This is a genomic window from Streptomyces sp. NPDC002825 (assembly GCF_040295385.1).
GTDB lineage: Bacteria > Actinomycetota > Actinomycetes > Streptomycetales > Streptomycetaceae > Streptomyces.
Window position 1 is genome coordinate 115,774 of record NZ_JBEOVH010000024.1, and the last position, 17,811, is coordinate 133,584.

At 72.9% G+C, this 17,811-nt stretch carries 16 protein-coding genes; 9 read left to right on the plus strand and 7 right to left on the minus strand.

What is annotated here, in order from left to right:
- Positions 1–873 (minus strand): hypothetical protein, encoded by an 873-nt coding sequence (locus tag ABT041_RS27085; RefSeq protein WP_351188848.1) that lies wholly within the window; start codon positions 871–873, stop codon positions 1–3.
- 115 nt (positions 874–988) lie between these two features.
- On the opposite strand from ABT041_RS27085, the gene ABT041_RS27090 reads away from it, so the two are divergent.
- The gene (locus ABT041_RS27090) at positions 989–2,314 is read left to right on the plus strand and encodes a sensor histidine kinase (protein WP_351188899.1); all 1,326 of its coding nucleotides are present in this window, start codon (positions 989–991) and stop codon (positions 2,312–2,314) included.
- Between the two features lie 3 nt (positions 2,315–2,317).
- On the opposite strand, the gene ABT041_RS27095 is transcribed toward ABT041_RS27090, so the two are convergent.
- Positions 2,318–2,806 (minus strand): SUKH-3 domain-containing protein, encoded by a 489-nt coding sequence (locus tag ABT041_RS27095; RefSeq protein ID WP_351188851.1) that lies wholly within the window; start codon positions 2,804–2,806, stop codon positions 2,318–2,320.
- Between the two features lie 10 nt (positions 2,807–2,816).
- Entirely contained in the window at positions 2,817–3,329 is a 513-nt protein-coding gene (locus ABT041_RS27100) for a YwqJ-related putative deaminase (RefSeq protein WP_351188854.1), read from the minus strand.
- A 272-nt stretch (positions 3,330–3,601) separates the two neighbouring features.
- On the opposite strand from ABT041_RS27100, the gene ABT041_RS27105 reads away from it, so the two are divergent.
- From ABT041_RS27105 to ABT041_RS27120, 4 genes are all read left to right on the plus strand, one after another.
- A complete protein-coding gene (locus tag ABT041_RS27105; RefSeq protein ID WP_351188902.1) occupies positions 3,602–4,600 on the plus strand; it encodes an SMI1/KNR4 family protein in 999 nt (332 codons plus the stop codon).
- A gap of 7 nt (positions 4,601–4,607) precedes the next feature.
- Entirely contained in the window at positions 4,608–7,187 is a 2,580-nt protein-coding gene (locus tag ABT041_RS27110) for an SUKH-4 family immunity protein (RefSeq protein ID WP_351188857.1), read from the plus strand.
- Between the two features lie 126 nt (positions 7,188–7,313).
- A complete protein-coding gene (locus tag ABT041_RS27115) occupies positions 7,314–8,381 on the plus strand; it encodes a coiled-coil domain-containing protein (RefSeq protein WP_351188860.1) in 1,068 nt (355 codons plus the stop codon).
- Positions 8,382–8,572: 191 nt separating this feature from the next.
- Positions 8,573–8,974 carry a VOC family protein gene (locus tag ABT041_RS27120; protein WP_351188905.1) on the plus strand — a complete coding sequence of 134 codons (402 nt, stop codon included), beginning with the start codon at positions 8,573–8,575 and terminating at the stop codon, positions 8,972–8,974.
- A gap of 10 nt (positions 8,975–8,984) precedes the next feature.
- Here the strand turns inward: ABT041_RS27120 and ABT041_RS27125 are convergent, their stop codons facing one another.
- Positions 8,985–9,890 (minus strand): LysR family transcriptional regulator ArgP, encoded by a 906-nt coding sequence (locus ABT041_RS27125; protein WP_351188863.1) that lies wholly within the window; start codon positions 9,888–9,890, stop codon positions 8,985–8,987.
- A 69-nt stretch (positions 9,891–9,959) separates the two neighbouring features.
- Between ABT041_RS27125 and ABT041_RS27130 the strand changes: the two genes are divergently transcribed.
- Positions 9,960–10,583, plus strand: coding sequence for a LysE/ArgO family amino acid transporter (locus tag ABT041_RS27130; protein ID WP_351188866.1), 624 nt, complete (start codon positions 9,960–9,962; stop codon positions 10,581–10,583).
- 28 nt (positions 10,584–10,611) lie between these two features.
- Here ABT041_RS27130 and ABT041_RS27135 read toward each other — a convergent pair whose 3' ends face one another.
- Positions 10,612–11,463, minus strand: coding sequence for an ArsR/SmtB family transcription factor (locus ABT041_RS27135; protein ID WP_351188869.1), 852 nt, complete (start codon positions 11,461–11,463; stop codon positions 10,612–10,614).
- Positions 11,464–11,539: 76 nt separating this feature from the next.
- On the opposite strand from ABT041_RS27135, the gene ABT041_RS27140 reads away from it, so the two are divergent.
- Positions 11,540–12,781, plus strand: coding sequence for an MFS transporter (locus ABT041_RS27140; protein WP_351188872.1), 1,242 nt, complete (start codon positions 11,540–11,542; stop codon positions 12,779–12,781).
- Between the two features lie 89 nt (positions 12,782–12,870).
- Here ABT041_RS27140 and ABT041_RS27145 read toward each other — a convergent pair whose 3' ends face one another.
- Entirely contained in the window at positions 12,871–13,914 is a 1,044-nt protein-coding gene (locus ABT041_RS27145) for an SGNH/GDSL hydrolase family protein (RefSeq protein ID WP_351188874.1), read from the minus strand.
- Between the two features lie 278 nt (positions 13,915–14,192).
- Here ABT041_RS27145 and ABT041_RS27150 point away from each other — a divergent pair, with 278 nt between their 5' ends.
- The gene (locus tag ABT041_RS27150; protein WP_351188876.1) at positions 14,193–16,469 is read left to right on the plus strand and encodes an FG-GAP-like repeat-containing protein; all 2,277 of its coding nucleotides are present in this window, start codon (positions 14,193–14,195) and stop codon (positions 16,467–16,469) included.
- Here the strand turns inward: ABT041_RS27150 and ABT041_RS27155 are convergent.
- Positions 16,466–16,948, minus strand: a complete 483-nt coding sequence (locus ABT041_RS27155) for an ATP-binding protein (RefSeq protein ID WP_351188878.1) — start codon at positions 16,946–16,948, stop codon at positions 16,466–16,468. The genes ABT041_RS27150 and ABT041_RS27155 overlap by 4 nt on opposite strands.
- A 103-nt stretch (positions 16,949–17,051) precedes the next feature.
- Here ABT041_RS27155 and ABT041_RS27160 point away from each other — a divergent pair.
- Positions 17,052–17,811, plus strand: a 760-nt coding sequence (locus tag ABT041_RS27160) for a helix-turn-helix domain-containing protein (RefSeq protein ID WP_351188880.1), incomplete at its 3' end; no start/stop codon positions are given.

The window sequence follows — 17,811 nt, forward strand, 5'->3', positions numbered from 1 at the left end:
CTATGTCCGATTTCCCGTTCGGGGAATCGAGACGGCCCCTACTATGCCGCACCAGGCGCCCTCGATGCGACGGTAAAGGTCTGCGCCCCCAAGGATTCGGATCACGAGGCAGCCGTGGTAGTCGGCACTCACGTTCTTGCGGTTGGTTCGCGGGTTGTGCCGCTTGACGGTCGTCTTGCCGAAGGTCGAGGGATCGACGCCGACGAGGTCGCCCCAGTGCCTCTCTGCGTCGCCCGCGTCCGCGGTCTCGTGGATCATCACGTAGTACCTCCGCCGCTCGGGTTCGACGCCAAGGAGATCGAGCCATGCGGTGAAGACCTGGATCATCCCGGGGTCGCTGTTCACGAAGGTCACGCGTTCGCGGCGGGCGTGCGGCTTGTCCTTCGTGCCCTCCGCCCAGTAGAGGCCCACGCCCAGCAGGAAGAGTTCGCGCTCCGACATCGCGCCGATTTCTGCGGCCGCCGCGCGTTTGACCGCCTGGCGTTCCTCGTCGCGTCGGCGCAGCGTGACTTCCCAGCCTCGCCGGGCGATCTCCGATGCTTCCTCCCGGGTCCGCTTCCGTTCGGGCTTCGGGAGGTTCCTTACCCACAGCGAGATCGAGCTCTTCGAGCAGCCCAGCTCGACCTGGATCTGGTCGTAGGTCCAGCCCTGGAGGCGGAGCTCCCTCGCGCGGTCGCGGAGGTCGTCCTTCGCGTTCGGGCGCTTCGTCCACTCCGGTGGGGGCTCGCCTTCGAGCAGGCGGTTGAGGATGTCGTTGTTGTCGACGTGGAGGCGGTCTCGGATCTGGCGTCGGCTGAGGCCCTCGCGGCGGAGGGCGACGGCCTGCTCACGCAGATTCTCGAAGTCCGCGTACTTGCTCGTGGCGACTGTCATACGAACACCATCGTCCGGAATGCGGACGTCCGGATCGAAAATCTGGGCGATTCAACAGTTCGAGGGACTGGTGTGTGCCGCGTTGACGTGGGGGCCCACCCGTAGGGTGGTGGGTATGACCACAACGGGGGCAGACCGGGACGCCGAGGGCGTCGGGACTTGGTGGTGGTGGGGGAGACGGCGCAGCGCCGTGCTCGACGCAGCGCTCGCGCTCGTGTCCGCGCTGGAGTGTGCCGTCGAGGGCGTCGGCTTCGCCGAGAAGGCTTCGCTGCCGGTGCCCGTGGGCGTGCTGTTCGGCCTGATCGTGGGGTCGACCCTGCTCGTGCGGCGCCGCTGGCCCATCGCCGTCGTCCTGGTGTCGATCGCCGTCGCGCCCGCCGAGATGGGCTTCCTGATGGGGATCGTCGGGCTGTACACGCTCGCCGCCTCCGACGTGCCCCGGCGGATCACCGCGGCTCTGGCCGGCATGTCGACGCTCGCCGTCTTCGTCGTGACCTTCGTGCGGATGCGGCAGGACGTCGCCCAGGTGGATCAGGGTCCGCCGGACATCGATCCGAGCGGCTGGTACGTGCCGAGCGTCGCGCTCTTCATGACCCTCGGGCTCAACGCGCCGCCGGTGCTCTTCGGCCTCTACATAGGGGCCCGGCGCCGTCTGATGGAGAGCCTGCGCGAGCGGGCCGACTCGCTGGAGCAGGAGCTGTCGCTGCTGGCGGACCGGGCCGAGCAGCGGGCGCAGTGGGCGCGGCAGGAGGAGCGGACGCGGATCGCGCGTGAGATGCACGACGTGGTGGCGCACCGGGTGTCGTTGATGGTGGTGCACGCGGCGGCGTTGCAGGCGGTGGCGTTGAAGGATCCGCAGAAGGCGGTGCGGAACGCGGCTCTGGTGGGGGACATGGGCCGGCAGGCGCTGACGGAGTTGCGGGAGATGTTGGGGGTGCTGCGGGAGGGGGCCGTTCCGGTGGCGCCCGCCGCGGTGCCGTTGGCCGCCGTGGGGCGGGCCGCTGCGGCCGCTGCGGAGGCTGCCGCCGATGACGGTCCGTGCCTGGACGCCCTGGAGTCGCTGTGCGAGCAGTCGCGGCTGGCGGGTGCGGCGGTGGAGCTGGTGGTGATCGGTGAGGCGCGTGCGTACGCCCCTGAGGTGGAGCGGACGGCGTACCGGGTGGTGCAGGAGGCGCTGACGAACGTCCACAAGCATGCGGCGGGTGCGGAGGTCGTGGTGCGTCTGGCGCACCGGGCCGCGGAGGTCGCGATGCAGGTGGAGAACGGGCCGTCGGATGCCGGGGTGGCCGATGTGGGGCTGCCGAGCGGGGGGAACGGTCTGGTGGGGATGCGGGAGCGGGTGCTGCGGCTGGGGGGTGTGTTCGTGTCGGGGGTGACGGACGCGGGTGGTTTCAAGGTGTCGGCGGTGCTGCCGACGGGCGGGCAGGACGGCGCGGCGTAGGACCTACCCCGCTGTCAGTCTCGTGGGCTGTGCCCCGGTGATCAGGGTCGACAGCGCCGCGTCGATGTCCTTGCCCAGGTACCAGTCGCCTGCGTGGTCGAGGCTGTAGACCCTGCCTTCGATGTCCATCGCCAGGACGGCCTGGTGTTCGCCTTCCTCGCCGAGGGGTGCGAGCTCCGTGTCGAGGGCGCGGCCGAGGTCGGCGAGGGTGCGGGAGAGGTGGAGTCCGGCGAGGGGGTCGAAGCGGACGGCGGCGGGTGCTATCTGCCGGCCGTGGCCGGGTGCGGTGATGCGGAGGCCGCCGAATTCGGCCCAGGCCTCGACGGCGGCGGGGAAGACGCTGTGCCGGTGGCCGGCGGGGGAGACGTGGGCGCGCAGGGTGTCGGCCCATTCTTCGGCGAGCTTGATGTCCCAGCGGCCGGGCTGCCAGCCGGCTTCGCGGAGTGCGGCGTCGACGTTGACCGGGAAGCGGGTGGTGCTGTGGTCGGGCATGTGGGTGGGGTCAGCCGTTCTCGACAGGCGTGGTGGGGTCGACGGTGCGGACGCCGAAGTGGGCGAGCATCGCCGTACAGGAGCGGCAGGGTGCGGCGTAGCTGCCGTGGAGCGGGTCGCCGTCTTCTCGGATGCGCCGGGCGGTGAGTTTGGCGTGTTTGAGGGAGCGGCGGGCTTCGCTGTGGGTGAGTGGTTTGCGCTGGGCGCGTTTGGAGCGGCCGTTCTCGGTGGCGGTGAGGTGCCGGGAGAGGAGGATCGCTTCGGGGCAGCGGCCGGTGAAGCGTTCCCGCTGGCTGCTGGTGAGGGTGTCGAGGAAGTCCTGGACGAGGGCGTGCAGGACGGGGGGCCGGTCGCCGCGGCCCGCGGTGCACGTGAGGGTCTCGCCGCGGACGGAGAGTGCGGCTCCCACGGTGGGGAGGATTCCGTCGCGGCGGTGTCGCAGTAAGGGTGCGCGCGTGGCCTCGGCGCTGCTGCTCCAGTTGAGGCGTGGGTCACCCTGTGTGGGCGTTGTGGTTGCGTGCATGGTGCTGGTCTTCCCCTCCTGCAATCCCCCGAGTTGCGTGGACAGCCTGCCAAATAGGGAGCCATATGGGGAAGCTGGGGCGGCGAAACGGCGCTTCGGTGTGTCGGAATCATGGTGTGGCTGTCATGGCGTCGTGACAGTTGGTCACGGTCCGTCGTCGTGGGATCGGGTCCGGGTCGGGCTCTTGTGGCAGCGCATAGGCTGTGCGGAATCAGGCTGTGCGGAAGCAGCCGGTAGCAGCAGTCAGCGACGCCATGCAGGGGGCAACCGCCATGACGACAGGTCGGCTCGGGCAGGACACCGCGCCACCGAATGCGGCCTACGCCGGGCAGGTCGTGCATTTTCCGGATCCGGTGCGTGCGTCCCGTCACCCGCGAGGGGTACGGGTGGACGAGTACGGTCACCCGGATTTCTCGCCGTACGCGCGGGCGGCGGCGGAGATCGCGGATCCGCCGGAGGGTTTCGGTGTCGATGAGCTGCGGCTGACGGATTACGTGTCGGCGAACGCGGCGATGGCGGCGACGGGTCATGAGTTGTGGGACTCGATTCCGTCGGTGGCGACGCCGCACGGCTGGACGTGGCATCACGTGGCGCGGTCGCGGCGGATGGAGCTGGTTCCGGTCGAGGTGAAGGCGTTGTTGCGTCATCACGGTGGGGTGGCGACGGCGGCGGTGGACCAGTCGAAGCGGGGGACGCGTCCGCTGCAGGAGACGCGTCCGGTGCACTTCGGGCTGCCGAAGGGTCTGGTGTCGGTGTCGGAGCTGCAGCTGCAGGGTGTCGAGGAGGATCTCGGCTATCGGCTGCCGGGGGCGTACCGCTCGTTCCTGAAGGCGGCGGGCGGGTGTGCTCCGGTGGGGGCGGCGCTCGACGCGGAGCTGGGGCTTCTGGTGGACCAGCCGTTCTTCACGGTGCGGGAGGAGGCGGGGGTCAATGACCTCGTCTATGTCAACAAGTGTCTGCGTGACCATCTGACGAAGGACTATCTGGGCGTGGCGTTCGTCCAGGGTGGTCTGATCGCGTTGAAGGTGCGGGGTGCGGCGGTCGGTTCGGTGTGGTTCTGCGCGTATGACGATGCGCGGGATTCCGGCGAGGTGGCGGCCGGCTGGACGGTGAGCGAGCGGGTGGAGCGGCTGTTGCTGCCCTGTGGTGCGGACTTCGACGCGTTCCTCGGGCGTCTGGCGGGTAATCCGCCGGAGCTGGAGACGGTGGCGAACCTGATGGTGGACGGTGGCTTCGCGCGTGCCGTGCCCGTGGTCCCGGTGGGGGAGTGAGCTGGCTGTGGTGACGTTCGCGCAGGCGCAGGAGCGCGCCGAGGAGTGGATCAACGGCGATCTGCCGTCGTATCAGCACCGTGAGGTGCGGGTGCGGGAGTTCGAGCTGGGTTTCGTGGTGTGGGCGGAGGACCGCGAGGGTGGTCCGACGTCGGACGGCGGGCGTCAGCGGCTGGTGATCGCGCGCACGGGTGAGGCGACGCTGTGGCCGGGGTTGCCGGTGGGTGAGGTGATCCGGCGGTACGAGGAGGAGTACGGGGCGACGGACGAGGTTCCGGCGCAGGCGGCGGTGCCGGCGGCGCGGATCGATCTGAACCAGACGTCGTTCCTGTTGAGTCCGCCGGAGTGGTTGCAGGATGCGGCGGACAAGATCGGGTTGCCGCGGGAGGAGTCGCACGCTTCGCAGGAGAGCGGGGGTGCGTCGGCGTCGGTGGACGATGTGTCGGAGCCGGTGGGGGCGGTGACGCCGTCGGCTTCGGCTTCGGTGGCTTCGTCGGCGGATTCGGATGCGGTGGGGTCGCCGGCGGCGGTGTCTTCGTCGGCTGCGCCGGCTTCTGTTCCGGTTGCGGCTCCTGCGGTGGAGCCGGTTTCGGCTCCCGAGTACGAGCCGACGGCGATGGACGGCGTGCCGGCGGAGCCCGCGGCTCCGGTTCCGGCTGAGGCTCCGGTTCCGTCTGCTCCTGCTCCTGCTCCCGCTGCCGCGTCCGGCAGCCCGTGGGCGGACGCGAACGCGAGTTCCGGGGGTGCGGACGGGGCGGTGCCGCTGCCCGCGACCGTTTTCGCGCCGCCGCTGTCGGGGACGGACGACGAGGACACGCCGGCGCCGGTGGTGGGTGCGGACGCGCCGACCGCGCTGATGAAGGGGGGCAGTGCGCTGCCCCCGACGGCGATCGCCCCTCGTCTCGACCCGAACGCGCCGGCCCCGGGTGCGGTGCCGCCGGCTCCGCCGACCCCGCCCGCGCCCCAGCCTTCGCCGGCTCCTGCGCCGGCTCCGGCCGCTGCGTCGGCTCCTGCTTCCGCGCAGGCCGGTCCGGGTGCGCCGACGCCTCCGCCGCCCGCGCCCTCGGCGCCGGGTGCCGGGGACATCGCGGACGCCGCGACGAGCAAGGCCGCGCTGCCGCCGAAGGCCGGGCGTGGTCCGACGCCGCCTCCGCCGCCGGGGGTTCCGGGTGTGCCGGGTGGTTCGTCGGGCTCGAACGCGTACATCCCCACGCAGCTGGTGTCGCAGCTCGGCCCGGAGGGTCTTCAGCCGCCGGCGCAGCCGGGTCCGCCCGGCCCGCCGCCCGCGCCGGCCGCGCCGGGTCCCGTGACGCCGCCGCAGCCGGTGCATCACGCGGCGACGATGCTGGCGCACCCGAACCAGGGTGGTCCGGGCGCGCCTCCGCCGCCTCCGCCGCCGCCGGGTGTGCCGGGTGGTACGCCCGCGGGCGGTATCGCGCACGCGGCGACGATGCTGGCGCAGCCCGGTCCGGGTGGTCTGGGCGGGCCGGGGGGCCCGCCGCCTCCGCCGGCTCCGGCGCCGCCGGTGGGCGGGCACACGCCGCCGCCCGCGCCCGGTCCCGTGCCTCCGGGTGGCCCCGTGCCTCCGGCGTACGGCTATCCGCAGCCGACGGGTCAGCCGACGGTCGGGCCCGGCTATCAGGCGGTGCTGCGGTACCGGGCGCCGGACGGTTCGGAGACGCAGATCATCCGGCGTTCGGCGCCGGGCACCCCGCATCCGGAGTGGCAGATCCTGCATGAGCTGCGGGCGATGAACGTGCCGCCGCAGCAGGTCCTCGAGCTGCACACGGAGCTGGAGTCCTGTGAGCTGCCGGGTGGTTACTGCGCGCGGATGATCCGGGAGACGTGGCCGCAGGCGCGGATCACGAGCATCGCCCCGTACGGCCGTGATCACGCGGGCCGTCAGCAGGGCATGCGGCAACTCCTGACCCATCAGGGTGAGTTGCATCAGGTCGCGGACGGTCCGGCGCGTCCGGCTCCGGTGCGGGCGCCGCTGCCGCAGGTGCAGCCGGCGCCGCCGGTCCCCCCGGAGGGGATCGCGCAGGAGCTGGCGGGTGCGTTCGGTCCGGGGATCCTGCGTTTCGATCAGCGGGCGGTGTCCCGGCAGGGTGTGCCGGAGATGGTGGCGCGCACGCTGGTGTGGGCGGGGCTTCCGGCGGACTTCGGGCCGTTCTTCTGGGCGCAGCCGGCGGTGCCGGTGGTGCCGACGCTGGCGGAGCTGGCGGCGCAGCGGCAGGTCCCGGCGGCGCCGGACGCGAGTTCGTATCTGGTGCTGGGTTCGGACTTCGGGCGGGCGATCTGTGTCCAGTACGGGACCGCGCACATCGTGGCGGTGCCGGTGGAGGCGGGTCCGGGCGGGCAGTCGGTGCCGCCGCAGTTCGTGAACACGGGGCTGCCGGAGTTCACGCGGGCGATGGCGCTGCTCGGTCGGATGTGGCGGCTGCGGTTCGGGTTGAACCCGGAGCAGGCGGGTCGTTGGACGGTCGATTTCCAGGCGCAGTTGGCGATGCTGGACCCGGCGGCGCTGTCGTCGCCGGAGAACTGGTGGTCGGTGCTGCTGGAGCAGATGTGGGACGGCCTTCTGTAGGTCTCCGTAGTCACCGGTAGCCGGAATGTGACGAATGGCGCTCGACGTGTGTGCACGTTGGGCGCCTTTTGTCCGTTCTGATGACGCATCCTGGTTGTTCGAGGCCGAGGAGAAGGGGCGTCAGGGATGAGTTTCGCCGTCGGACGGGGGCGCGGGTACCGGCCCGAGCAGGTCGACCGCCATCTCGCCGCGCTCTCCGACGAGCGCGACGCCGCCTGGGAGCGGGCGGCGCGGCTGACGGTCCTCGCGAAGGAGATGGAGGCGGAGGCCGCGGGGCTGCGGCTGGCCGTCCGGCAGCTCGCGCCGCAGCGGTACGAGTCCCTCGGCGAGGCCGCGCAGAAGATCCTGGAGCTGGCCGAGCAGGAGGACGAGCGGCTCGTCCGGGCCGCCGAGGCGGAGGCGCAGGCCCTCGCGGAGGCCGCCGAGGAGGCGGCCCGTGAGGCGGCGGAGGCCGCGAGCGCGTACGCGGAGGGTGTCAGGTCGGCGGCGGAGGTGGCGGCCCGGGCGGCTCTGGAGGAGGCGCGCGGGCGGGCCGAGGAGATGTCGACGATCGCGCGGCGGGACGCGGAGGGTGCCCGGGCGGCGGCCCGGGAGTTCTTCGAGGAGACCGAGCGGCGGGTGGAGGCCCTGCGGGCGGGGCAGCGCGCGGAGCAGACGGCGGTACGGGACGAGGCGGAGCGTACGGCCGAGGCGGAGGCGGCGGCTCTGGACGCCCGCCACGAGGAGCTGTTCGCGGCGGCGGAGGCGGGGCTCGCGGAGACGCAGCGGGCCCTGGCCGAGACGGAGGAGCAGGCCCGGCACGGCCAGGAGGACGCCGAGGCCCGTGCGCAGGAGCTGCTGGCCGAGGCGAGGATGAAGGCGGAGCGGATCGAGCGCGAGACGGAGCGGGTGCTGCGGGAGCACGAGGAGGCGCGGGACGAGATCCACTCCCACATGGAGCACATCCGTAACTCGCTCGCGGCGCTGACGGGCCGGCCGACCGCCCCGGAGCCGGACGGCACGGACCGCACGGACGGCACGGACGGCACGGACGGCACGGACCGCACGGACGGCGGGGGCGGCCCGGTCGGCACGGCGGGCCGGGAGGGGGCGAGGGACGCGGAGGGACCGGGTGACCCGGAGGTACCGGGTGACCCGGAGGTACCGGAGGACCCGGAGGAGGAGGCGCCGGAGTCCGACGCGGGCCCCTCCTAGGATTCCGGGGTGGCGCCGGGCGTGCGGACGGTGCCGTGCCGGCGCGGCTCGCCCCGGGGGCAGCCCCCGATCGCCGCCGCGGACGGTGCCGTCGCCCCTCGGGGACCTCGCTGCGCCCGGCTCGACCCGAGCTTCTCCGTCCCCGCGGCCGTGGCGGCCGCGACCCTCGACCCTGGAGTCGCCCCGTGCTCATGAGACTGACCGCCGTCACGCTGGACTGCGCCGACCCCATGGCCCTGGCCGCGTTCTACCACCGGGCCACCGGCATCCCGCTCGCCGACCGCTCCGACGACGAGTTCGCGGGGCTGCGAAGCCCGGACGGCGGCCTGTTCCTCGGCTTCCAGCGCGTCGACGGCTACCGTCCGCCGTCCTGGCCGGGCCAGGAGGTCCCGCAGCAGCTGCACCTGGACTTCGACGTCGAGGACCTGGAGGAGGCCGCGGCCCGTCTGGTGGAGTGGGGCGCGACCGTGCCCGCCGAGCAGCCCCGCCCGGACCTGTGGCGGGTGGTGCTGGACCCGGCGGGGCATCCGTTCTGCCTGACGATCCCGCGCCCGGCCGCGCAGGCCTCCGACCCGGGAGCGGCCATGCCGTGAGGCGGCGGCGTCACGCGTTCTCGGTCAGGAGTGCCTCGGCGGCGGCCGTCGCCACCACCTCGGCGACGGTCGACAGGGCGGGCGAGTCCAGCTTCCACTGCTGCCAGTAGAGCGGGACGTCCATGGGCCGCGCCGGGGCCAGTTCCACCAGCCGGCCGGAGCGCAGCAGCGGTTCCGCCTGCGGTTCGGGCACCATGCCCCAGCCGAGGCCGTAGGCCACCGCGTCCCGGAAGCCGTCGGAGGTGGGCACCAGGTGGCGGATGCGGCCCGCGCCCGCACGGCCCTGGGTGAGGGACCGTACGAAGGCGTCCTGGAGGGCGTCGCGGCGGTCGAAGACCACGGTCGGGGCCACGCTCAGGTCCTCCGGCAGCGACCCCGTGAAGTGGCGGGCGGCGAACTCCGGTGCGGCGGCGGCCCGGTAGCGGGCCAGCCCGAGCCGCCGTACCGTGCAGCCGGCCACCGGGTCGGGCGACGAGGTGACGGCCGCCATCACCTGGCCCTCGCGCAGCAGCGCGGTGGTGTGGGACTCGTCCTCGCGGTAGAGCTCGAAGCAGATCGGCGGGTCCTGCGGGACCCGGGTGAGCGCGGGCAGGAACCAGGTGGCCAGGGAGTCGGCGTTGACCGCGATCGGGATCCTGGCCGGTCCCTGCTCGGCCGCCAGGCCCAGCTCGGCGCGGGCGTCCCGTTCGAGGCGCGCCAGCTGGCGGGCGAACCGCACCACGACCTCTCCGGACTCGGTGGGGCGCACCGGCTTGGTGCGCAGCAGCAGGACCCGCCCGGTGCGCTGCTCCAGGGCTTTGACGCGCTGGCTGACGGCGGAGGGGGTCACGTGCAGGGCGGCGGCCGCGGCGTCGAAGGTGCCCTCGTCGACCACCGCGAGCAGCGTCCGGACCTGGTCCAGGGGAAGCTCGTCCATAAGTACGGCTAAAGGTACCTAAGAATCTTTAGCTGTACTCATCCGAGCGTCGTCCTTACGGTCGAAGCCATGACCAGCACCCTCCTCGCCGCCGTCCTCGCCGGATTCGGAACCGGCCTCTCCCTCATCGTGGCCATCGGCGCCCAGAACGCGTTCGTCCTGCGCCAGGGCGCCCGCCGTCACGCGGTCCTCGCGGTGGTCGCGATCTGCGCCGTGTCGGACGCGGTACTGATCGCACTCGGCGTGGCGGGGGTCGGGGCGGTGGTCACGGCGTGGCCGGCGGCGCTGACCGCGGTGGGCCTGCTGGGCGGGGCGTTCCTGCTCGGCTACGGCGTCCTCGCGGCCCGGCGGGTCCTGCGCCCCGATCCGGCCGCCGCGCTGACCGCGGGCGGGCCGGAGGCCGGCTCGGCCCGCCGGGCGGTCCTGACGTGCCTGGCGATGACCTGGCTGAACCCGCACGTGTACCTGGACACGGTGCTGCTGCTCGGCTCGCTCGCCTCCGACCGCGGCGACCTGCGCTGGGCCTTCGGCGTGGGCGCGGCCCTGGCGAGCCTGAGCTGGTTCTTCGCCCTCGGCTTCGGCGCCCGGCTGCTCAGCGGCCTCCTCTCCCGGCCGAAGGCCTGGCGGATCCTGGACGGGCTGGTGGCGGCGACGATGCTGGCGATGGGCGGGATGCTGGTGGCGGGCGCGTAGGAGCCGCCGGACCGGGCCTCTCGGGCGACTACTCCCCGCTCGGGTTGCCGAGCAGCGCAAGCCCGAGTTCGCTCGCCCGGTAGTACACCTCGCGCCGGTACCGGTGCGCGGTCACCAGGCCCGTGTCCCGCAGCACGGCGAGGTGCTGCGAGACCGCGCCGGCGCTCAGGCCGGTCTGCCGGGCGAGGCCGGTGGTGGTCGTCGGGGTGCTCGTACGGCCCAGGAGTCCCGCCCTGCTGCGCCCGAGGAGCCGTGCGAGCCCGTCGCACGGCTCGGCGTTGCGCTCCCACAGGGTGCCGACGGCCCGTGCGGGATAGACGAGGCACGGCGCGACGCCGTACCGGCCGGGGAGCAGGACGCAGCGGGCCGTGAACACGCTCGGGGCGAGCGTGATGCCGCCGCCGTCCAGGGCGGGGCCCCGGGCGGGGAGGCCGACGCCGGTGAGCCGGTCCTCGGCCCACCGCAGGCTCGGGTGGAGATGGGCGAAGACCTCCTGGATGCCGTCCTCGGCGAGCTGCCGGGTGCGGTGGGCGAGGTCGGCCTCCAGTACGGCCCTGATCCGGGGCCAGTACGGGCGCACCCCCGCCCGCCACCAGGCGAGCAGGGCCTCCCCGTGACCGGCCGGCCCCATGGCGAGCTCCTCCTCGATCTCGGCGAGGGGGCAACGCGGGGGAGGGGCGAGGGCTTCGAGCTCCGGCAGGTGCGGGAGCAGGGCGGTGCGCTCCCGGCCGATGGTCAACGCCGTTTTGATCCAGGGGAGATGGAGGGCGTGGCCGCCCGGGTCGGCGGAGGCGCGCAGCGCGGCGACCGACTCCCAGAGGGGTGACACGGCGAACCGGAGCTGTGCCAGGTCGTCGACCCCGAACCGTATCTCTCCCACCGGAGACCCCCCTTGAGCTTTTCGCCCAGACTAAAACAATGGTCGGCTCCGGCCGGGGATGGTGGTGTTCCCCGACATGACGACCACGACCCTTGAACGACCGCCCCGGCTCCTCCGGCTCCCGGACTTCCGCCTGCTGTGGATCGGCGACACCGTGAGTCAGGCCGGCACCGCCGTCACCGTCCTGGCGCTTCCGCTCGTGGCGATCGGGCCGCTCGACGCGTCGCCCTTCGAGGCGGGACTCCTGGTGACCTGCGAGTACCTGGGCTTTCTGCTGCTCGGGCTGCCGGCCGGCGCGTGGGTGGACCGGATGCGCCGCCGCCGGGTGATGATCGCGGGCGACCTGGGCCGGGCGGCGCTCCTCGCCACGCTGCCGCTCGCGGCATGGCTGGACGTCCTGACGCTGCCCCATCTCTACGCCGTGGCCTTCGGTCTGTCCGTCTGCACGGCCTTCTTCGACATCGCGTACCAGAGCCACCTGCCCCAACTGGTGGACCAGGACCGTCTGGTGGACGCGAACGTGGCCCTGGAGGCGAGCCGTACGGTCACGGCGGCGGGCGGTCCCGGCGCGGGCGGTGCGCTCGTCGCGGCGGTGACGGCGCCGGTGGCCCTGGCGGTGGACGCCGTGAGCTTCCTGGTCTCCGCGCTGCTCCTGTCCCGGATCCGCCGCCCCGACCCCCGCCCGGCGCGGGCCCCGGGGGCACGGCTGCGGGGCGAGATCGCGGAGGGGCTGCGGTTCGTGTTCCGGGACCGGCTGCTGAGGGCGCTGACCCTGACGTCCGCGCTCTCCAATCTGTGCGGCACGATCGGCGCGTCCATGCTCCTGGTGCTGCTGGCGGGGGACCTGGGCCTGTCGCCGTTCCTGTGCGGTCTGGTGTTCACGGCGGAGGCGCTCGGCGGCTTCCTCGGCAGCCTGCTCACGACCCGGATCGCGGCCCGTCTCGGCGAGGGGCGCGCGATGTGCGCCTCCGTGCTGGTCAGCGGGGTGCTGTGGCTGCTTGCGCTGCCGTTCTTCCAGGCGGACGGGCGGTACGCGGTGGCGTGCGCGCTCCAGGGGCTCGGCTGGACGGCGTTCATGACCTTCAAGATCAGCTCGGTGTCCCTCCGTCAGCGCCTCACCCCGGCGCCGCTCCTCGGCCGCGTGACGGCGACCTTCCGCTTCGTGGTGTGGGGCTGCATGCCGCTGGGTGCGCTGGCGGGCGGGCTGATCGGCCAGTACGCGGGCGTGCGTGCGGCGCTGTGGACGGGGGCGGTGGGCGAACTGGCGGCGGTGGTGCCGCTGTTGGCGGTGGTGCGGGGGCGGCGGCGGGAGGCGTGACCGGAGCGGCGGCGAGTGTGCCTCCGGCCGCGAGGCCCCGGACCCCGGACCACGCTTCCGTGCGCGGTGCCGGGGTTCGGGCCGGTCGGTCAGCGTTCGAGGAGTGCGATGCGGATGGCTCGCTCCGCGTGGGCCGCCGTGTTCTGGTGTCCCGCCGCGTTGGGGTGGACCAGCGTGGCGCGCTTGTCGACGACGGCGCAGTCCAGCGCCGTGCCCGGGACCTTGGCGGGCCAGTAGTCCCCGGCGTCGCCGCAGATTCCCTCGACCCACTTGGTGTCGGCGGGCTGGCAGGCGTCGTGGCCCACGCTGGAGGAGTAGACGTCGACGTAGCGGTCGCCGAAGAAGTCCGTGACCCGCTTGATCGTGCTGTTCAGCTGCATGAGGACGTCGTCACGGAGCCAGTCGACGTCGGCGGAGGCGATCGAGCCGAGCGCGGTGAGGTCGCCGGTCGTGCAGTCGCCGGCTGATTCCGGCAGGACGGCCGGGTAGCCGACCGTGATCACCTTGGCGTTGGGCGCGGCCTGGTGCACCAGCGCCAGCATCTCGACGTACTCGTCCTGGACCCGGGCGAGCTTGTCCTGGATGCTCTCCCCTCCCTCGGGGGGATTGGTGTAGTGCTCGCGGCAGGACTTGCCGGCCGCACCCTGTTCGAGGCACTTGAGGAGCATGCCGCCGAAGGGGAGGCTGTTGCCGCCGACGCCGATGGTGACGACGTCGGTGGCGTCGTTCAGGCCGCCTCGCTTGATCTGCGTGTCCACCGCGGGCCAGCCGGTGGCGGGGGGCTGGACCGGGCTGACCGGTGTCTGCTTGTCCTTGGCGATGTCGGCGATGGTGGCGTTGCCGCAGCTCACGTCGGTCAGGTGGACGAGCCTGCCCGGCGGGAACTCGTCGAGCTCCCGCTGGACGACGCCGGGGTAGGCGTCGGTGGTGCGGTCGCAGCCGTCCCGCGAAGCGTCACCCAGCGCGGGCAGCGGGTCCCCGACGAAGCCGCCGGCGGTGTACGAGTCGCCCAGCGCGGCCCACTCGTACTGGTCGGCCGCACCGGCGGAGCCGGAGGGGACGAGCGCGGCCGCGGCCAGCACGAGCCCGACGGCGAGCGCGCGCGTGCGCAGGCGGGAAACAGGGGGTCGCATGGATCCTCCAGGATCGGCAGAAGACGCCCGGGGCTGGAACGCGCAGCCGGGCGGAGATACCTCGACCAAGATCATCCACGCGATGGCCCCGCCCCTACGACGAATCGGGCCTACCGCCCCCGATCGAGCTAAATGATCACATCTTTCGTGCTGTCGTGCGCCGCCTGTTGACGCTCGCCCCAGCCCTGGAACGTGCCGGCGGCGGCGGTACGGGGGCGCCGCGAGGCGCGACCCGGGTGATGGCTACCCTGCATCTCTCACGGGAGGGGAACCCGCACTTGAACCGTGCACACACGCGCGGCCGCCGACTCGCGGCCGCCGCAGTCACCATCGTCCTCGCCGCCACGGGCGGCGCACTGACCACAATTCCGGCCACGGCCGCGCCCGCCGCCGCGCAGGAGGCACAGCAGACCACTGTGCCGTTCCCGCGCAACGCGGACGTCATCGGCGCCGGACCGAGCGGCTTCCTGTCGAAGACCCGCGGCGCCACGCCGGAGTTCCGCTGGACCTGGTACGCGGACGGCTCGTCCGTCGTGCTGCCCGCCGCCACCGTCGCGGCCGCCGGCGGCTCGGACCTCGTCGTCACCGTCGACCGGTCGGCCCCGGTCGCGGGCCGGGTGGTGCGCGTCTACGACCTGTCGACGCCCACCGCAACCGCCCCTGCCCCGCAGGAGGTGAACCTCGACGCCCTCGGCGCCGGCTTCTTCTTCGAGGGCCTGGCCGGCACCACCATGCTCCTCGGGAAGTACGAGGAAGGCAGCACGGTGAAGCAGTACGCCGCCACGCTCGACGGCGGCACCCCGAAGCCCAGATGGCTGGTCGGGTCGGCCGGCTTCGAGTGCTTCGACAGCGACGAGGGCTGGACCGACACGGCTTCCGCGCTCTACGACTGCGAGATCGGGGGCTTGAACGCCAAGGTCCTCGTCGACGTCGCCTCGGGAGCCACGACCACGTATCTGCAGACCGAGGACCAGTGGGCCCGGCTGGGCGGTGGCGTCTCCGCCACGCACGTGGCCTGGCGGGAGTCGCGGATGTCGGGAGGCAGGGCCGTCCACGGGATCGTCGCCCACCAGCGCGGCCAGACCGGTGAGCGGTGGATTCCCTCGGACGAGGACCTGACCGACCCGGTCTACCTCGTCGGCGGCTGGGTGGCGTCCGGCCAGAAGGTCCACATCGAATCGTCCACGTGGCTCAACGGCGGGGACAACCCGACGAAGCGGCCGTTCACCGTCCAGTCCGTCGAGACCGGGGAGAAGGCCGTCCTCCTCACCGCGTTCTCCTCCGCCGTCGCCGGCCCCGGCGGCAGCCTGCTGGTGCGCGGCGGCACCCCCGAGCACGGCGAGGGCCTCTACCGGATCTCGCCGCGTGCCGACGGTGGCCGCCCGGACGTCGAACTGGTCGCGTCCACAGGGCAGTCGACCGTCGTCGCCCTCACCGGCTCCTCCGTCCCGACCGCGCTCACGGGCGCCCAGGTCGCGGGCGGGGTCGACTTCGGCTGGGACCTGTCCCGGGCGGACAGCGAGGTGTGGCTGACCCTGACCCATGTGCGCAGCCGCACGACGGTGTACGGCGGCTGGTCCGCCCAGGACCCCGTCACCGCCGGCATGCCGCGCCACCTCACCTGGCACTGGGACGGCAAGGACCTGGAGGGCTCGGGCTGGCAGCGTCCCGCCCGCAACGGCGAGTACGAGTGGAAGCTCACCGCCGCCCCGGACGAGGGCATCGGCCCCAGGCTCGTGGCCACCGGCCGGTTCACCGTGAACCGGCCCGCCGCCCCGCACGACTTCGACGATGACGGCACGGCCGACCTCCTCGTCCGGGGCCTCGACGGCGTGCTGCTGCGCTTCGGCACCCGGCCCACCGCCCCGGGCGGCTCGCTGACGGACGCCGGCGGCTCCCGGGTGGGCGGTGGCTGGCAGATCTACGACCGGCTCGAAACCACGGGGAACATCGCGGGCTCGGCGGCTCCCGATGTCGTCGCCCGGGACCGCGACGGCGTCCTCTGGCTCTACCAGGGCACCGGCGACCGCGACAAGCCGCTCGCGGCCCGTACGAAGATCGGCGCGGGCTGGCAGACGTACAACCAGCTCGCGGGCGGCAGCGACCTGACCGGCGACGGCCGGCCCGACCTGGTCGCCACCGACAAGGCGGGCGACCTGTACCTGTACAAGGGCACGGGCAGCGCCACGGCGCCCTTCGCGACCCGCAAGAAGATCGGCTACGGCTGGGGCATCTACAACCGGCTCACCGCCACCGGCAACCTCGCCGGAGGAGCAGCCGGAGACCTCGTCGCCCGCGACAAGGACGGCGTCCTCTGGCTCTACCTCGGCAAGGGCGACGGCACCTTCGCCGCCCGTACGAAGGTGGGCGCCGGGTGGGGGGCCTTCACCTCGCTCACCGCCGTCGGTGACGCCAACGGCGACGGCCGGCCCGACCTGATCGCCTCGAACGGTGACGAGACCTTCTACGCGGGCACCGGCAGCTGGTCGGCTCCCTTCAAGCGCGGTGTGTCCGTGTCCCTGACACAGGACTCGTCCTACAACACCGCCTTCTAGCCCGTCCCTTCAGGCAGGGCGCACTCCGCCCACACCGTCTTCCCCGGCGCGCCGAGCCTCGGGCACCAGCCCCAGCGCTCGGCGAGCCGCTCGACGAGCAGCAAGCCCCGGCCCCCTTCCGCGAGTTCCGGCTCCGGAAGGCGGCCGGGGCGCGGCGGTACGCGCTCCGCGCGCGTGTCGCTGACCTCGATCCGGGCGACGTCCGTGACCCGCAGCAGCAGGTGGAAGTCCCGTCCCGGCACATGCCCGTGCCGCACCGCGTTCGCCGCCAGCTCGGCCGCGACCAGCACGACGGTCTCGTGCGCCTCGGTCCCGTACGGCACACCCCACTCGTCCAGCCGGACGCCGACGAGCCGGCGCGCGAGCCGTGCGCCCCGGGCGGTCGAGGTGAACCGGAGGGCGAAGACCCTGCTGCTCAAGTAAGGCGAGAAGCGGGTGAGTTGGATGGTGCCGTCGGGGCTGTGGTTGTTGCTCGTCATGCCTCCCAAGCTCCTCTTGGTGGCGTAGCGTGACCAGTGGTGACGCACTGACGCGATCTGCTTGTACGTGCCGTGTCGGTGCCGGTACGAGAGGTGGGGCGCGTTGGCGGAAGAGGAGCCTGAGGCCGAGGTCGGCCAGGCGGCGGACAAGTCCGGCTTGGGTGTGGTGGCGGCGTTCGGGCAGAGCCTGAAGACGCTGCGGACGCGGGCGGGGATGGAGCGGGAGGAGCTGGGCAAGCGGCTGGGCTACTCGGCTTCGACCATCGCCTCGTTCGAGCAGGGGCGGCGGATCGCGCCGCCGAGGGCGATCGACCGCGCGGACGACGTACTGGACGCGGGCGGGCTGCTGAAGGTGTGGAAGGACCAGCTGGAAAGGGCGCAGTACCCGGCGTTCTTCCAAGGGATGGCGCAGCTGGAGAAGCAGGCCATAGAGCTGCTCATGTACGACACGATGGTGGTCAACGGACTGCTCCAGACCGAGGAGTACATGAGGGCGCTCCTGGCCATGCGGCGTCCGCCGCTGGACCAGGAGACGATCGAGCAGCGGGTGACGGCCCGGCTGGCACGACAGGACATGTTCGACCGGCGCCCCGCACCTCTGTTGAGCTTCGTCATGGACGAGTCGGTGTTACGGCACAGGTACGGCGGCAGCGAAGTTCTTCGCGGCCAGTTGGAGCACCTCCTCCTGGTGGGCCAGCGGCGGAACGTCGAGCTCCAGGTCATGCCTACCGACTGCGAGGACAACGCGGGTGTGAACGGCCCCTTCATGGTCGTCACGCGCAAGGACGGCAAGAAGTTCCTGTACGTCGAGGCACAGAACACCAGCTCCTTGACCACCGACCCTGAGCAGACCGTTCTCGCTG

Bases quoted from the DNA above. Each gene is read 5' to 3' on its own strand.
- ABT041_RS27085 (WP_351188848.1), bottom strand. From the start codon at position 873: ATGACAGTCGCCACGAGCAAGTACGCGGACTTCGAGAATCTGCGTGAG.
- ABT041_RS27090 (WP_351188899.1), top strand. From the start codon at position 989: ATGACCACAACGGGGGCAGACCGGGACGCCGAGGGCGTCGGGACTTGG.
- ABT041_RS27095 (WP_351188851.1), bottom strand. From the start codon at position 2,806: ATGCCCGACCACAGCACCACCCGCTTCCCGGTCAACGTCGACGCCGCA.
- ABT041_RS27100 (WP_351188854.1), bottom strand. From the start codon at position 3,329: ATGCACGCAACCACAACGCCCACACAGGGTGACCCACGCCTCAACTGG.
- ABT041_RS27105 (WP_351188902.1), top strand. From the start codon at position 3,602: ATGACGACAGGTCGGCTCGGGCAGGACACCGCGCCACCGAATGCGGCC.
- ABT041_RS27115 (WP_351188860.1), top strand. From the start codon at position 7,314: ATGAGTTTCGCCGTCGGACGGGGGCGCGGGTACCGGCCCGAGCAGGTC.
- ABT041_RS27120 (WP_351188905.1), top strand. From the start codon at position 8,573: ATGAGACTGACCGCCGTCACGCTGGACTGCGCCGACCCCATGGCCCTG.
- ABT041_RS27125 (WP_351188863.1), bottom strand. From the start codon at position 9,890: ATGGACGAGCTTCCCCTGGACCAGGTCCGGACGCTGCTCGCGGTGGTC.
- ABT041_RS27130 (WP_351188866.1), top strand. From the start codon at position 9,960: ATGACCAGCACCCTCCTCGCCGCCGTCCTCGCCGGATTCGGAACCGGC.
- ABT041_RS27140 (WP_351188872.1), top strand. From the start codon at position 11,540: ATGACGACCACGACCCTTGAACGACCGCCCCGGCTCCTCCGGCTCCCG.
- ABT041_RS27145 (WP_351188874.1), bottom strand. From the start codon at position 13,914: ATGCGACCCCCTGTTTCCCGCCTGCGCACGCGCGCGCTCGCCGTCGGG.
- ABT041_RS27155 (WP_351188878.1), bottom strand. From the start codon at position 16,948: ATGACGAGCAACAACCACAGCCCCGACGGCACCATCCAACTCACCCGC.